The 14,862-nt window shown below is 61.6% G+C and carries 14 protein-coding genes and 1 pseudogene; 7 read left to right on the top strand and 8 right to left on the bottom strand.

Annotated features, from left to right (window positions below):
* Positions 1-4: 4 nt before the first annotated feature.
* Both NKJ46_RS09735 and NKJ46_RS09740 read right to left on the bottom strand, forming a co-directional pair.
* The gene (locus tag NKJ46_RS09735; RefSeq protein WP_352664405.1) at positions 5-466 is read right to left on the bottom strand and encodes a hypothetical protein; all 462 of its coding nucleotides are present in this window, start codon (positions 464-466) and stop codon (positions 5-7) included.
* A gap of 35 nt (positions 467-501) precedes the next feature.
* Entirely contained in the window at positions 502-669 is a 168-nt protein-coding gene (locus tag NKJ46_RS09740) for a hypothetical protein (protein ID WP_352664407.1), read from the bottom strand.
* 863 nt (positions 670-1,532) lie between these two features.
* On the opposite strand from NKJ46_RS09740, the pseudogene NKJ46_RS09745 reads away from it, so the two are divergent.
* From NKJ46_RS09745 to NKJ46_RS09755, 3 genes and pseudogenes are all read left to right on the top strand, one after another.
* A pseudogene (locus NKJ46_RS09745) lies at positions 1,533-1,610 on the top strand (hypothetical protein); the annotation flags it as partial.
* 21 nt (positions 1,611-1,631) lie between these two features.
* Positions 1,632-2,165, top strand: a complete 534-nt coding sequence (locus NKJ46_RS09750) for a potassium channel family protein (RefSeq protein WP_352664409.1) — start codon at positions 1,632-1,634, stop codon at positions 2,163-2,165.
* Complete coding sequence (locus NKJ46_RS09755; protein ID WP_352664411.1) at positions 2,162-3,199, top strand: nucleotidyltransferase domain-containing protein; 1,038 nt, start codon at positions 2,162-2,164, stop codon at positions 3,197-3,199. Before NKJ46_RS09750 ends, NKJ46_RS09755 begins: the two co-directional genes overlap by 4 nt.
* A 7-nt stretch (positions 3,200-3,206) precedes the next feature.
* On the opposite strand, the gene NKJ46_RS09760 is transcribed toward NKJ46_RS09755, so the two are convergent.
* The 6 genes from NKJ46_RS09760 to NKJ46_RS09785 all read right to left on the bottom strand — a co-directional run bounded on the left by NKJ46_RS09760 (position 3,207) and on the right by NKJ46_RS09785 (position 10,102).
* Complete coding sequence (locus tag NKJ46_RS09760; RefSeq protein ID WP_023675441.1) at positions 3,207-3,452, bottom strand: MoaD/ThiS family protein; 246 nt, start codon at positions 3,450-3,452, stop codon at positions 3,207-3,209.
* Positions 3,452-5,716: a xanthine dehydrogenase family protein molybdopterin-binding subunit gene (locus NKJ46_RS09765; RefSeq protein ID WP_352664413.1), complete on the bottom strand. Its 2,265-nt coding sequence runs from the start codon at positions 5,714-5,716 to the stop codon at positions 3,452-3,454. The genes NKJ46_RS09760 and NKJ46_RS09765 overlap by 1 nt, the downstream gene beginning before the upstream one ends.
* Complete coding sequence (locus tag NKJ46_RS09770) at positions 5,713-6,195, bottom strand: (2Fe-2S)-binding protein (protein ID WP_352664415.1); 483 nt, start codon at positions 6,193-6,195, stop codon at positions 5,713-5,715. The genes NKJ46_RS09765 and NKJ46_RS09770 overlap by 4 nt, the downstream gene beginning before the upstream one ends.
* Positions 6,195-7,055: an FAD binding domain-containing protein gene (locus NKJ46_RS09775; RefSeq protein ID WP_352664417.1), complete on the bottom strand. Its 861-nt coding sequence runs from the start codon at positions 7,053-7,055 to the stop codon at positions 6,195-6,197. Before NKJ46_RS09775 ends, NKJ46_RS09770 begins: the two co-directional genes overlap by 1 nt.
* A 137-nt stretch (positions 7,056-7,192) precedes the next feature.
* Positions 7,193-8,836 carry an MFS transporter gene (locus NKJ46_RS09780; RefSeq protein WP_352664419.1) on the bottom strand — a complete coding sequence of 548 codons (1,644 nt, stop codon included), beginning with the start codon at positions 8,834-8,836 and terminating at the stop codon, positions 7,193-7,195.
* 234 nt (positions 8,837-9,070) lie between these two features.
* Positions 9,071-10,102, bottom strand: a complete 1,032-nt coding sequence (locus tag NKJ46_RS09785; RefSeq protein ID WP_352664421.1) for a histone deacetylase family protein — start codon at positions 10,100-10,102, stop codon at positions 9,071-9,073.
* 141 nt (positions 10,103-10,243) lie between these two features.
* On the opposite strand from NKJ46_RS09785, the gene NKJ46_RS09790 reads away from it, so the two are divergent.
* The 4 genes from NKJ46_RS09790 to NKJ46_RS09805 all read left to right on the top strand — a co-directional run bounded on the left by NKJ46_RS09790 (position 10,244) and on the right by NKJ46_RS09805 (position 14,858).
* Complete coding sequence (locus NKJ46_RS09790; RefSeq protein ID WP_352664423.1) at positions 10,244-11,911, top strand: amidohydrolase; 1,668 nt, start codon at positions 10,244-10,246, stop codon at positions 11,909-11,911.
* 139 nt (positions 11,912-12,050) lie between these two features.
* The gene (locus NKJ46_RS09795) at positions 12,051-13,145 is read left to right on the top strand and encodes an ABC transporter ATP-binding protein (protein ID WP_352664425.1); all 1,095 of its coding nucleotides are present in this window, start codon (positions 12,051-12,053) and stop codon (positions 13,143-13,145) included.
* Positions 13,145-14,065, top strand: a complete 921-nt coding sequence (locus NKJ46_RS09800) for an ABC transporter permease (protein WP_352664427.1) — start codon at positions 13,145-13,147, stop codon at positions 14,063-14,065. The genes NKJ46_RS09795 and NKJ46_RS09800 overlap by 1 nt, the downstream gene beginning before the upstream one ends.
* The gene (locus tag NKJ46_RS09805; RefSeq protein WP_352664429.1) at positions 14,058-14,858 is read left to right on the top strand and encodes an ABC transporter permease; all 801 of its coding nucleotides are present in this window, start codon (positions 14,058-14,060) and stop codon (positions 14,856-14,858) included. Before NKJ46_RS09800 ends, NKJ46_RS09805 begins: the two co-directional genes overlap by 8 nt.
* The last annotated feature ends 4 nt before the right edge of the window (positions 14,859-14,862 follow it).

Genomic DNA, 14,862 nt, shown 5'->3' on the forward strand with positions numbered 1-14,862 from the left:
TTTGTTAATCAAGCTTCAGACGCTCCCATTCGGTAATTATTGAAATGTAATTTTCTTGAAACACTCTCCCTTCATCTCCCCTAAGTGGAGTTATTTGCGGCGAGAAGAAGGTTCGACGAAGGATGTCGATAATGCGCACGTCATTTGGATCATATTCGGTCAACGCCTGCTGCATTGCCCACAAGCCTAACCTACCACCTTCTTCAGGCAGGGGGGGATCCTCGCTGAAGTAAGGATACACGATACGTGTATACTCACCTCTCACCCGGGCATGCAGGGCGTCATGTATACGAACGACGCCTCCTATATCTCCAAATCGCAAGTTTCCGTGGACGCTTTTCGGCACTATGTGGACCGGCTCGTTTGACCAACGCAGCTTCGCACTAAGTAAATCGACTACTCCGTCTTTTAGAAGAGGGTATAATCGCTTGAAATTCTTGTTTGATTTTATTCGACCGTTGGTCATCTCCGAAAGATCCGCGTCACCCGCAATGTGCTTTTTCACATCGGACCAAAAAGGCAGGTAGAAATCGCCACCTTGGCTTCTGCTGCCGCCTTTCTCTTTTTTCCGGTCAGTTGAATGTCCTTTTTCAAAATTGAGCGGCGCAGCGGCTGCTGCGCATAGAACAATTGCAGAATTTTACGGAGTGGGATGTCTAGCACTGACATGCATACCTCACGATAATGGAAAATGAAAAAATGGCTTTCGCACCATTTCTATGTCAATATAAATTATTATTTTCCCACTAATCTGTCGACTTTAGAAATGGCTTAACTCGCTTTCTATCCAGCGACCCAGCCAAAGCTCCTTCGCGACGAATAGTTCCCCGCCCTCGTTCCATGGCGATGTTGAACCACGGCGACCTAAGGTATCCTCATCCACCCCAACACCACCACCCCCAGGCGTGACCATCTGGTCGACCCGATCTGGATCGGGCGGGCACTGGGGGTGCCTGGGGCGGTGCTTGGCGAGGACATGAGGCGGAAAAAGCGCTGGAGGTGATTACGGAGCCCACGGTGGGAGCATAGGGATGCCTTGGCGACCAGTTTGTATCTGCGTCACATGAGCGTAGTGGCTGGCAAGAGGCGTGCTGTCGTCTTCTCGACCTAGGCCGTTTTCAGGCGGGTAACTCGTAGTGCGAAGCGGTGAGAAGCGTTATCCGAATCTGGGGCTGGCTTGGATTTATGGTCGGCGTAAGTCATTCATTGCTTCACTCTTTTTGCGTACACATCGACGAAGCTATGCTGATCGCTAGACAAACGCCTAACCTTCAGGTCTTCTGCTTGTGATGGCCCTTCAATGCTGACGGATCTCTTTAGGCTAGACGGTATCCCTGTTGTTCATCAGCAGGGCGCACCTATGCCAGCCATGTCGCCGGACGACGTCGTGTCGAACATGCAGTTTAAGGGTACACAGTGGTACCAGTCACGCAAGATGATCAAGAAAGTCTCATTCAGGAACGTCTCCATGGCGAATATGGAGTTCTTCCAGCTGACTTTCACAGAATGCACATTCGAAGATTTGTCTCCTTATCGCTAGCCGCTTTAGAGAGGTGGAGTTTCACAGATGCCGCTTCATCAACTGTAATTTCTGGAAAGCCAAGTTCGATCAATGCTACCTTGACCCTGAATTGATCAGCTTCGATAAACGCTATCGAGTGGAGGCTGCAAACGTCGGGGTTACGTTATATCAAGCGTTGCTTTCAAACTACGCGAATGAGCGACAAGACGCTTTCTTCGCGCGTGCCGACATCCAGTTTCGGCGCTGGAAGCGCTATCAACTCGATCGAGATATCCGGAAAAAGAATGTCGGTCGATGGGCTGGCAAATGGCAGCGGTCGACAGGCCTGCTATACGATTTACTCGCCGGCTACGGCTACAAACCAGCTCGGCTGTTTTTAATAACGCTCGCAGGTTTCTTGGCGATATCGATCATCAATTACTTTGCTATTGGCACCGACCTTTTGGTCAATGGTGTGCGGCCTGCCAGTCTGACCCTGGTCGATAGCATTTATTATTCTTTTTCAGTCCTCACGGTCCTCGGTTTTTCTTCGATCGTGCCGGACGGGGCTATCGCGAAATTGCTAACTGTCTTCGAAGCGTTGGCAGCAATAGGCTGGCTGTCTATTTTCACCTCAGTGCTTGTGAAGAGGTTCTTGCGGTGACGTGGATCAAAGAATCAGCGTTCCGCGCGGCCTCCGAAGCTGCATTCGGGTCGTGCGCCCGAGGTGACGATGATAAACTGAGTGACCGCGATATCCTCATCGTGGATGATGATGTAAGCATCCTCCGCGCACGTGCAGCGATGCTTAAAGCTCAGGGCCTATCCGTCGCCTCATATACGTTTAGTAAGCTTGATAGGCTTGCGGCCTGCGGTGCTCTTTTCCTCCAGCATTTACGACTTGAGTCTGTGATCGCGGTAGATCAGGACGATCGTCTAGGAAGCCTTTTGGCGTCGTTCCGCCCGAAGGAAAAGTACGACGAGGAACTGAGGCAAAATGCGCTTCTGGCAGAGCTAGTGAGTAGTGTATCCGTAGGAAGAGTTTCGGAGCTCTGGTCCGCCGACGTGCTATATGTCACCGTGCGAAACTTCGGAGTCCTCTGGCTGGCTGGTCGGGGCGAGTACATTTTTGCGTTTGAACGCATATTAGAGGCACTCAGGGATGCGGACATGGTTAGCGACTGCGGATTGTCGAGTCTTCGGCAGCTACGCTTTCTGAAGGCGCTCTACAGAAGTGACTACAAGGCCTCAGTCGGGGTTGTACGGTCCAAGGTAGTTGCCGCTCTAGCGGAACTGCCTTGTACATACTTCCCCAAAGTATCGAGACTTGTTTCGGCAACCGAGGTTCTCCTGGCCCCGGCCCCGCGGAATGGGTCGCCAGCCTATCTGGTGCTCCGCGACTTGGAGAAGCGCGCGATAGCGGCCCGTTCTCTCTCGGGTGGAAAGCTGGACGACACAACACTCGATGCGCTGGACGGCTGGATTCGGGATCCGCGCATCTACGCGAATCTAGGCGCGGCTTTGGCCCCAGAGGTTCGCACTAAGCTTGCGTCGTATATACCTAATCATCAATTGAAGTTGCGGCTAAGTAGTGAATGTCACGTCCCGCATTGTACTACACGGTCCGTCGGAAGATCGAACGGGCTTGAAGATCCCCGAGGAGCAGGCCGTCATGGATTATGCCTGAGCTGCGGGTAGTCCCCATCTACCCCCCAGCCAACCGCGGCAGCAGAAAAATCTCCGCCCCTTCCGGCAGTTCCTTCGACCAGGTGTCGCGATAGATCGTCCCGTCGATGGCGACGGCGATGCCGCGATCGATGTATGGCTCGAGGCCGGGATACTGTTCCGCCAGTTTCCTGAACAGCTCCCGAATATCCTTCGCCTCGATCTCGACCTTGCTCTTGCCTCCGGCGATCGCGCCGAGCGATCCCCAGAGCGTTACTTCGACCATCAGCCTTCCCGTTCTGCCTCGAGCGCCGCCAGGATGCGCGGCGGCGACATCGGGATGTGCGTCATGCGCACGCCCGCGGCGTTCGACACCGCATTGGCGATCGCCGCCAGCGGCGGCACGATCGAGGTCTCGCCGACGCCGCGCACCCCGTAGGGATGGTTGGGGTTTGGGATCTCGAGGATCTGCGTGTCGATCATCGGCAGGTCCGAGCAGACCGGGATCCGGTAATCCAGGAATCCAGGGTTCTGCAGCCGCCCGTCCTTGCCGTAGATGTACTCCTCGTTGAGCGCCCAGCCGATGCCTTGCGCGGCACCCCCCTGGTACTGCCCCTCGACATAGGTCGGATGCACCGCCTTGCCGGCGTCCTGAACGACGGTGTAGCGCAGCACCCTGGTGGAGCCGGTCTCGGGATCCACCTCGATATCGCAGATATGGGTGGCGAAGGAGACGCCGGCGCCGTCGGCGACGAGCTCACTATGACCTGCGATGGGTCCGCCCGTCTTGCCGGAAGCGGCCGCGATCTCCTTCAGCGACAGCGGCGAAAGGTTACCGTGCGTCGCGCCTTTGGCAATCGCGTGACCCTCTTCCCAGACCACATCGTCGACGGGTATATCCCACATCTGTGCGGCGCGTTCCCGCAACACCTTGATGGCATTGCGTGCCGCCGAGATCGTCGCCATCGAGGAGGAGAAGGTGCCGCGGCTGCCGTCCGTCATGTCGTTGTAGCCAAGGCTGGACGTATCGGCGACCACCGCCTTGATCTGCTCATAGGGGATACCAAGCTCCTCCGCCGCGACCAGCGACAGCGAGGCGCGCGAACCACCCACGTCAACGGTTCCGACGGCAAGCGAGACCGAACCGTCCATGCCGATGTTGAGGTCGGTGCAGGTCTGGCCACCGAAATTGAACCAGAAGCCGCAGGCCATGCCGCGGCCCTGATTCTTGCCGAGCGGCGCCTTCATATGCGGGTGGTTCTTCACCGCCTCCAGCGTCGGCCCGATGCCGATCGGGCCGTATACCGGTCCGTAGGAGGATCTGGTGCCTTCCTGCGCCGCGTTCCTGATCCGGAACTCGACGGGATCCATGCCGATCTCCTTGGCCAGTTCGTCGACCGCGCTTTCCACCGCAAACGCCGCCATCGGAGCCGACGGCGCGCGATAGGCCGCGGTCTTGGGCCGGTTGACCAGCACTTCGTAGCCGACCGTCTTGACGTTCTCGAGCTTGTAGCAGGCAAAGGCCGTCATGGCGCCGATCTCGGCCCACATGCCGGCATAGGGGCCGCAGCTATAGCGCAGCGTCGCCTCTGCCGCCGTGATCGTGCCGTCCTTGCGGGCGCCGATCCGAACATCGATCGAGGTGGCGCTGGTCGGGCCGGAGGCGCGGAACACCTCGTCGCGTGTCATGACCAGCTTGACCGGCCGGCCGGCCTTTCGCGACAGCGCCAGCGCTACCGGCTCGGCCCAGACATGGGTCTTGCCACCGAAACCGCCGCCGATCTCCGACGAGGTGACGCGGAGCTTCGAGGCTTCCATGCCAAGTAGCTGGGCGCAGTGCTGCCGGTAGACAAAATGGCCTTGCGTACAGACCCACAGGTCCGCGGTACCGTCGGAGCTGACATTGGCGACGCAGGCATGCGGCTCGATGTAACCCTGGTGTGTCTGCTCGGTCTTGAAGGAGCGTTCGACGACGAAATCGGCCTGGCCGAAACCCTGGTGGATGTCGCCATGGCCATACTGGGTGCGCTTGGTGACATTGGAAGGCTTGACGGGCTTCTCCTCGAGGCCCTCGGTGAAGATGGCGTCGTTGACCAGGGGTGCGGAGTGCTTCATCGCCTCGTCGACATCGGTGACATGCGGCAGCACCTCGTAGTCGACCTCGATCAGCTTCAGGGCCTGCCTCGCCGTGCGGGCATCGACCGCAGCGACCGCGGCCACGGCGTGGCCGTCATAGAGCGCTTTCTTGCGCGCCATGCAGTTGTCGAGGATGTCGTACATGGCGGCATCGCCGTCGGTGAGGTCGGGCAGGTCGGCCGCGGTGATCACGGCCTTGACGCCGGGAAGCATCTGCGCCTTCGACGTGTCGATCTTCCTGATCGTGGCATGCGCATGGGGGCTTCTGAGAACGCGCCCGACGAGTTGCCCGGCCATGTTGAAGTCGGCGCCATAGCGTGCGCGGCCCGTCACCTTGTCGACGCCGTCGGGACGGATGGGGCGCGTGCCGACAGAGGTGAAATTGCGCCCGGAGTAACGCGGATCGAAATTCATGCGTGCGCTCCCTTCATCACGCTGGCGGCGTCCTGAACGGCACGCACGATCTTGTCATAGCCAGTGCAGCGGCAGAGGTTCCCGGCAAGGCCGAAACGGATTTCCTCCTCGGTCGGATCGGGGTTCTTGGCCAAAAGGTCCTTGGCCGCCATGAGGAAGCCCGGCGTGCAGATGCCGCATTGGAGTGCGGCGTGTTCCAGGAACTTCTGCTGCAGCGGATGCAGCCTGTCGCCATGCGCCATGCCCTCGATGGTCTCGACGTGCCGGCCCTCGGCTTCCGCGCCGAGCACCAGGCACGAGCACACCAGCCGATCGTCGAGGATGATGCTGCAGGCCCCGCAGTCGCCGGTGCCGCAGCCTTCCTTGGCGCCCGTCAGCCCCAGGCGATCGCGCAGGACGTCAAGCAGCGTCTCGTCCGGCTGGCAAAGGAACTCGACATTGTCGCCGTTGATTGTCGTTGATACTGCCACACCAGCCATCATTTGCCTCCTGCGCGTGCATAGGCGGTCGTGGCGGCCCGCTTGGCCAGCACACCCGCAACTTTCCGTCTGAATTCGATAGTGCCCCGCTTGTCGTCGATCGGGCGGCAGGCGCCCGAGCAGACCTTGGCGAGCCTCTCCAGCGTGGCTTCATCCAGCCTGGAGCCGATGAGAACCTCGGCGGCCTCCTCGACCAGAATCACCGTCGGCGCCACGGCGCCCAGCGCCAGGCGGGCGGATTTGACGCGACCTTGCTCATCGAGCGTCAGGTTCACGCCGGCGCTTACCACGGCGATGTCCATCTCCGTGCGCGGAATGAAACGCAGATAGGCATCGCCCGAACGTGGCAGACGTTTATCGAGCAGGATTGCCTCGATGATCTCGCCCTTGGCCAGCGACGTCTTGCCCGGCCCAGTCGGTACCGCTTCCACGGCAATCGTGCGCCTGGTTCCCGGGCCGACGACCACCGCCTTGGCGCCAGCGGCTACCAGCGCCGGCACGCTGTCGGCGGCGGGCGAGGCGTTGCACAGATTGCCGACGATGGTGCAGCGTCCCTGCACCTGCTTCGAGCCGATCAGGTTCGCTGCTTCGACGACGCCGGGCCATGCGTTCTTCAGGGCCTTGCTCTCGCCCAGCACGGCGCAGGGGACCGCCGCGCCGATGCTGAAGCCCTCGGCTGTTTCCCTGATCTCGCCAAGCCCGTCGATCGCCTTGATGTCGACGATCAGGTCGGGTTCGATAAAGCCGCCTTTCATTCTCACCAAGAGGTCGCTGCCTCCGGCGAGGATGGCGGCCGTGCCGGCTGAACCGGCCAACAGGCCGGCGGCGTCTTCAATTGAAAGCGGACGTATGTAACGCATCGTCTCCCCTTAGTGGTCATAGTCACATCAACTGATATAAACCGTCTCTCCGCAATGGCCATCCCGTTCGTGCATTCGCGGATTGGGCCAGGCGGCGCAATTTCATTTGCCCGTCCAACTGGACACACCGCTAGCCATTAATGCTCGATCGGCCCCTTCGGCATCACCAGCGCCGTGCCGGCCGTTGTCGGGCGCTCGATCATGCGGCGGACACGGGGTGGCTCGTTGCCGCTGTGCAGGGCCCTTATACGCTCGCCGATGACCGCGTCGGCGTAGGTTGCGCGCCGATTGTGGCGGATATATTCGACCCAGGTCGGCGTATGGTAGTGCTCGATCCATATCGAGGGATTTTCGAGGTCGCGCGCCAGCGTCCAGTTGCGGGCGCCGTCACGCCGGCGAACGCGGCCGCGCTCGGCCATGGTGGCGAGGAATTCCGGTACGTCCTCGTTACGGATGACATATTCGATCATGATGGCAATGGGGCCGCTGCGCGGCTTGAGATCAAGCGCCAGATGCGGCTCCTGAAAACGGTTGAGCGGATCGAGGTTGAGCACAGCCTGCTGCGGCAGCGGCAGCAGCAGGCCGATCGCGCCTCCCGCCAGCATGGCGACACTGGCCGCCATCAGGGCGACTTCGGCGCCATGCGCGTCGGCGACGACACCCCAGACCCAGCTGCCGAGCGCGATGCCGCCGAAGGTCGCGGTCTGATAGACCGAAAGCACACGGCCGACCACCCAGCGCGGCGTCGACATCTGCACGGTGACGTTGAAGTGCGACAGCGCCATCACCCAGCAGGCGCCGCCGACCAGCAGGCCGAGCGACGTCTGCCAGGCATGATTGCTGACGGCGGCGTTGAAGGCGCAGACGGCGAAACCGACGAATGCCAGGCGCACCATGGTTTCGCTGGATAGCAGCTGCCGCAGCCTGACGCTGGTCAGCGCGCCGCCGACGGCGCCGATGCCGAAAGCGCCGAGCATGATGCCGTAGCTCAGGGCATCGCCCTTGACGACGTCCCGCGCCACCAGCGGAAGCAGCGCCAGGACCGCGCCGGCGCTGAAGCCGAAAGCCGAGCTCCTGGCCAGCACCTTGCCGATATTGGGCGACATTGCGACGTAGCGCAGGCCGGCGCCCATTGCGGCGCCCAGCGTCTCGCGCGGCAAGGTCGATGCCGGCAGTTCCGGCTTCCAGCGGGCCAGCACGACGATGAGGCCGACATAGCTCAGCGTGTTGACGGCGAAGGCCGCGGCGGCGCCTGCGGCGGCAACGATGATGCCACCGATCGCCGGGCCGACGCTGCGCGTCAGGTTGAAGCCCATCGAGTTGAGCGCGATCGCCGCCGGCACCTTGGTGCGAGGCACCATGTCGCCGACCGAAGCCTGCCACGACGGACTGTTGAGCGCGGTGCCGCTGTCGATCAGGAAGGTGAAGGCGAGCAGCGTCCACGGCGTCATCAGGTCGAGATAGGTGAAGACGGTCAGAAGAGCCGAGACGATGAGCATGAAGATCTGCGCGATCAGCATGATTTTGCGCCGGTTGAAGCTGTCGGCGATGGCGCCGGCCAGCAGCGCAAAGAGCATGATCGGCAAGGTGGTCGAGGCCTGGACCAATGCCACCTGGTAGGACGAGGTGGCGATCGTCGTCATCATCCAGGCGGCGCCAACGCCCTGGATCAGGCCGCCGAAATTGGAGACGAGGCTGGCGGACCACACCGCCCGGAAGATGCCGTGCCGGAACGGCGCCAGCGCCGAGGCGCTTTCGCTTTCCGGTGTGTCGTCGTTCATAAATGCTTTCCCGGGCTCAAATGCGTTTGATCTTTCCGATGAATCGGCCCCTCAAGCCAAGGATTCAAAAAATAGAACATCATTTCGCAAAGGGCGAACGCATTCTGGAAAAACATCATGGTCCAACAACAAGATAGCGGACCGTCAGCGCGTGCCTTTGCAGGCGGAGCGGCCGGTCAGGCCGGCGGCACCGCTTGCCACGCGCTGCCATGTGATTGTCAGGCACCGCCGGTTCTAGCGGTCCTCGAAGCCGGTCAGCACGCCGACGGCGTTGATGCCGATCTCCTCGACGGCGTAGCCGCCTTCCATGACGAACAGCGTCGGCAGGCCGAGCCTGGCGATGCGGCGGCCGATCCTGGGATAGTCACCGATCTTCAGCTTGAACTGGCTGATCGGGTCCTTCTCGAATGTGTCGACGCCGAGTGAAACCACGACGACGTCGGGAGCATAAGCCGAAAGCCTCGTGCAAGCGTCCTCGAGCGAGGCGTTCCACACGTCCCAGCCGGTGCCGAAGGGCATCGGATAATTGTCGTTGAAGCCTTCGCCGTCGCCCTCGCCGCGTTCGTCGGCATGGCCGAGGAAGAAGGGATATTCGGTCATCGGATCGCCATGCAGGTTCAGCACCTGCACGTCGCCGCGGCGGTAGAAGATCTCCTGGGTGCCGTTGCCGTGGTGACAATCGACGTCGAGGATCGAAACGCGCCCGGCGCCATGGTCGCGAAACCACTGCGCGGCGACGGCGGCGTTGTTGATGAAGCAATAGCCGCCCATAAAGGCCGCCCCGGCATGGTGCCCCGGCGGGCGGCAGAGCGCGAAGGCGGACGGCTCACCGGCCTTGACCAGCGCGGCGGCGGTAAGCGCGACGTCATAGGACGACTTGATCGCGTCCCATGTGCCTTTGACGAACGTCGCGCCACCGTCGAAGGAGTAGAAGCCGAGCAGCGCATCGATGCCTTTCGGGCGCACGTCGCCGCGCAGGCCGCGCGTCGGCCAGGTGAAGGGAATGGCCGAACCGCTGCGGCCCGACGCTTCCCAGAGCGGCCACACGGTCGGCAGGAAATCGATGTAGTCGCCGGCATGCACCTTCCTGGCGGCGGCGAGGTCGTGGATTTCCGGCGGCAGGATCGGACCGAGCTTCTCGCTTTCCACCCGCGCCCTGATGAACTCGGCGCGCGAAGGCTTTTCAAAAGCCGGCACGATGGCGCCGGCGATCAGTTCGACATTGCCGGAATGGCCGGCATGGAGAGGCGAAAAAACAGTCTTCATGAAATTGTTCCGTGGTGAGACGCGGCGACCCTAACCGTCCTGCACTGCCTTTCACAAGGCGCTGGGCCAACCAGCCATGGCTTGCTGGCCCGGCAGCCGGTCGTCTAGCCTGCCGGCAGCGCAACCGAACCGCGGGTAATCATGAGTTCAAATGCCGACCTGATCGTCACCAATGCCCGTGTGCTGACCATGGACGAAGGCAATCCGACAGCCGAGGCGGTGGCGATAAAGGACGGCAACATCCTGGCGGTTGGCGATCGCCGGACGATCGAGGCGCTGAAAGGGCCGGCCACGAAGATCATCGATGCGCAAGGCGGTTCGGTGGTGCCGGGCTTCATCGAAGCGCATATGCATCTTTTCGGCGGCGCGGCCGAGCTCGACAATCTTCACCTTCAGGGCGTGCATGGCTTCGATGCGCTGAGCGACGCGATCCGCGCCTACGCTGCGGCACGGCCGAACGCCAAATTGCTGCTTGGGGCAGGCGTCGACTACACCATCCTTTCGAAGGAAGAGCCGGTCACCCGGCATCATCTCGACCGCATCATCGCCGACCGGCCGTTCGCGATGTCGGCTTCCGATCACCACACGATGTGGGCCAACACCAAGGCGCTGGAGCTGGCTGGCATCCTGCACGGCAAGCGACTCGGCCCCGGCAACGAGATCGTCATGGGCACCGACGGCCTCGCGGCCGGCGAATTGCGCGAGGGCGAGGCGTTCGGGCCTATCCTCGAGCTTTCCGGGCAGAACCGCGTGCGGCTCGGCCTTGCGACAGGCGGCGAGCCCGACCCGTACCCTTCCGCCGCCGAAGTCGCGGCCGATCGCGACCTGTTGCATCGCGGGCTGGAATGGTGCGCCCGCCACGGCATCACCTCGATCCAGAACATGGACGGTAACCTCTACCAGCTCGAACTGCTTGCCGGTCTGGAGCGGGAAGGGCGGCTGCTCTGCCGCACCAAGATACCTTTTCATTTCAAGAACTTCATGACGCTGGATATGCTGGAAAAAGCGTCGAGGATGGCTTCCGCCTACCGGTCGGAATGGCTGTCGTCCGGCATGGTCAAGATGTTTTATGACGGCGTGCTGGAAGGCTGGACCGCGGTCATGGTCGACCACTATGCCGACCGGCCGGGCTGGCGCGGCGAGCCGCTGTTCACGCCGGAGCATTTAGCCGAGGTAGCGGTGGAGGCCGACCGGCGCGGCCTGCAGATCGCCGTGCATTCGATCGGCGATGGCGCGGTACGCGCCGTTCTCGACGGTTACGAGGCGGCGCAGCGGAAGAACGGCAGGCGCGACAGCCGGCACCGGGTCGAGCACATCGAGGTGACCACTGCCGCCGACGTGCCACGCTTCGCAGAACTCGGCGCCATCGCCTCGATGCAGCCGCCGCACCCGCCCGGCGCCATGGACTTCCCGCTGGAGCCGACGCTTTCGCGCATCGGCCGCGAAAGATGGCCGCTGAGCTATGCCTGGCGGACGCTGAAGAAGGCGGGCGCGCATGTCGTCTTCGCTTCCGACTGGCCGGTGTCGCGGGTCGACCCGATCCTGGGCATTCAGGCGGCGGTGCTGCGCAAGCCTTGGGCAGAGGGCGACCCCGACCAGAGCTTCTCGCTGCTGGAAGCGCTTGCCGGCTATACGGTCGAAGGCGCCTATGCCGAATTCATGGAGCACCGTAAGGGCCGGCTGAAACCAGGCTATCTGGCCGATCTGGTGGTGCTGTCGGCCGATATCGAAGCAACTGAACCGGGTTTGCTACACAAGGTGCATCCGGTCAGCACCATCTGCGGCGGCAAGATCACTTATCGGGGTTGATGGTGGCGCTGACTATGGCATGGGGCTTGCGTTCTGAACCGAGGTCCAGATGCATGGTTGCCAAGCCGACCGGCATATGCTGACAATCAAATGGGAACTGGATCCGCCATCAAGAGCGGACATGAAGATGGGGTAATGCGTGCCGGATCAACCGGGTAAGAGTGCAATCGAGGTCCGCGGCGTCCGCAAGGTGTTCGGTACCGGGGACGCACAAGTCGCCGCTCTCGACACGGTTTCGGTGTCGATCCGCGAGAACGAGTTCTTCACGCTGCTGGGGCCGTCGGGCTGCGGAAAGACGACGCTGCTGCGGCTGATCGCCGGTTTCGATTTCCCCAGCGAAGGCGAAATCCTGCTGCACGGCCAGGACATCGCGACGCTGCCGCCGTTCAAGCGGCCAGTCAACACCGTCTTCCAGTCCTATGCGCTGTTCCCGCACATGACGGTGGCCGAGAATATCGGCTTCGGCCTAGAGATGCTGGGCAAGCCAAAAGCCGAAATCAAGGCGCGCGTCGCCGAGATGCTGAAGCTGGTCAAGATGGAGGCGCTGAGTGCCCGCCGCACCAGCCAGATCTCCGGCGGCCAGCAGCAGCGCGTGGCACTGGCGCGCGCGCTGGCGCCGCAGCCAAAAGTGCTGTTGCTCGACGAGCCGCTGTCGGCGCTCGACTACAAGCTGCGCAAGGAGATGCAGATCGAGCTGAAACGGCTGCAGCACCAGACCGGCATCACCTTCATCTTCGTCACCCACGACCAGGAAGAAGCGCTGACCATGTCGGACCGCATCGCGGTGATGTCGGCCGGCAAGATCCTGCAGGTCGGCACGCCCTGGGACATCTATGACAAGCCGGCCGAGCGCTTCGTCGCCGACTTCATCGGCGAAACCAATTTCCTGACCGCGGCCATCACCGGCATCGGCAACGGCAAGGCGCGCGCGACACTAAAATCCGGCGCGACGATCGACGCGACGGTGGCTGAGGGCTTCCAGCCGAAGGCGAATGCCACCCTGGTGGTCAGGCCGGAACATGCAAAGCTGACCGGCGGCAAGGGCGATCTTTCCGGAACCGTCGAAAACATCGTCTATTTCGGCACCGACACGCATATTCATGTCCAACTGGACAGCGGCGAAGCCTTCACCGTGCGCCAGCAGAACACGCGCAGCGCAGGCTGCGGTTTCGAGCGCGGCGACAAGGTCGGCGTCTCGATCGGCAACGATGCCGCGCAAGTGCTGAGGGATTGATGGCGAGCGCGGAAGAAGTCGCCAAAGCGGCCGAACGGCGCGACATCCGCGACCGCTGGCTGCTGTCGGCGCCGGCCCTGCTGATCATCTTCCTGGCAGCGACCGGCCCATTGCTGATCGTGCTGGTCTATTCGTTCCTGGCGCCCGGCGCTTATGGCGATGTGAAGTGGCAATTCTCGCCGGAGGCGTGGATTTCGGTGTTCATGGAACGCGACATCTTCGACGACACGCTTTCGCTCGCCGCTGCCCATGTCACCATTTTCTGGCGCTCGATCAAGCTTGCCGTCGTGACCACACTCGCCACCCTGGCGCTTGGTTTTCCGACCGCCTATTTCATGGCAACGCGCAGCGAGAAGACGCGCGACCTCTGGCTGTTCCTGATCACCATACCGTTCTGGACCAACCTGCTGATCCGCACCTTCGCCGTGCTGCAGATCATCCGCAACGAGGGTCTGATCAACACGGTGCTGCTCAGGCTCGGCATCATCTCGGCGCCGATCCAGATACTCTTCACCGACACAGCGATCCTTATCGGCATGGCCTATGTCTATCTGCCGCTGATGGTGCTGCCGATCTATGCCAGCATGGAGAAGCTGGATTTCCGCCTGGTCGAAGCTGGCTACGATCTTTATGCGACGCGCTTTCAGGTACTGAGACGCATCATTTTCCCGCTGGTCAAGCCCGGCGTCATCGCTGGCTCGATCCTGGTCTTCATCCCAGCGCTCGGCGCCTATGTTACGCCCATCTTGCTCGGCGGCGGCAAGACCATGATGCTCTCAAACCTGATCGAGATGCAGTTCGGGCAAGGCCGCAATTGGCCGCTCGGCTCGGCGCTGTCGATCGCCGTCATGATCATCGTCATGGTGGCGCTGCTTGCCTATGTGCGCAATGCCGGTCGGTCGGAGGTGCGCCATGGCTAGAAGCTTCGAAATCAAGCATCAGCCAGGATTCACCGCGATCGCCGCGACCTGTTTCGTCGTGCTCTACCTGCCCATCGTCATACTCGTCGTCTATGCCTTCAATGCCGCGACTTCGACATCCGAATGGGGAGGTTTCTCGCTCAAATGGTTCCAGTCGGCCTGGCAGAATACGCAGGTGATCGACGCCACGCTGCGTTCCTTCCAGATCGGCACCATCGCGGCGACCCTTGCGACCATCGCCGCGACCATGGCGGCGCTCGCGACAACTCGCACGGCAGCCTATCCGGGCCTGACTTTCAAATATGCGGCGATCAACCAACCGCTGATGGTGCCGGAGATCGTCACCGGCGTGGCGCTGCTGATCTTCTTTTCACGCATAAAGATATTCACCGGCTATTCGGGTCTTGGCTATCTGATCGCCGCGCATACGGCGTTTTGCATTCCCTTTGCCTATCTGCCGATCCGGGCGCGGCTGGAGAATATGGATCTTACCCTGGAGCGCGCTGCTGCCGACCTCTACGCGACGCCATGGCGGACGTTCAGGCGCATCACGCTGCCGCTGCTGTGGCCCGGCATCCTGGCCGGACTGATGCTGGCCTTTGTCATCTCGCTCGACGATGTTGTCATCACCGAGTTCGTCAAGTCGGGCGGCCAGGACACCTTGCCGACCTACATGCTCGGCCAGATACGCCGAGGCATAACGCCTGAAATCAACGCGATTTCGACCGTGTTCCTGCTCTTGTCGGTCGCCATCGTGACGTTGTTTTTCTTCATCAGCAGGAAACGGGACTGAGCAT

The organism is Mesorhizobium sp. M0166, from assembly GCF_040322255.1.
In the GTDB taxonomy this organism is placed as follows: Bacteria; Pseudomonadota; Alphaproteobacteria; order Rhizobiales; family Rhizobiaceae; genus Mesorhizobium.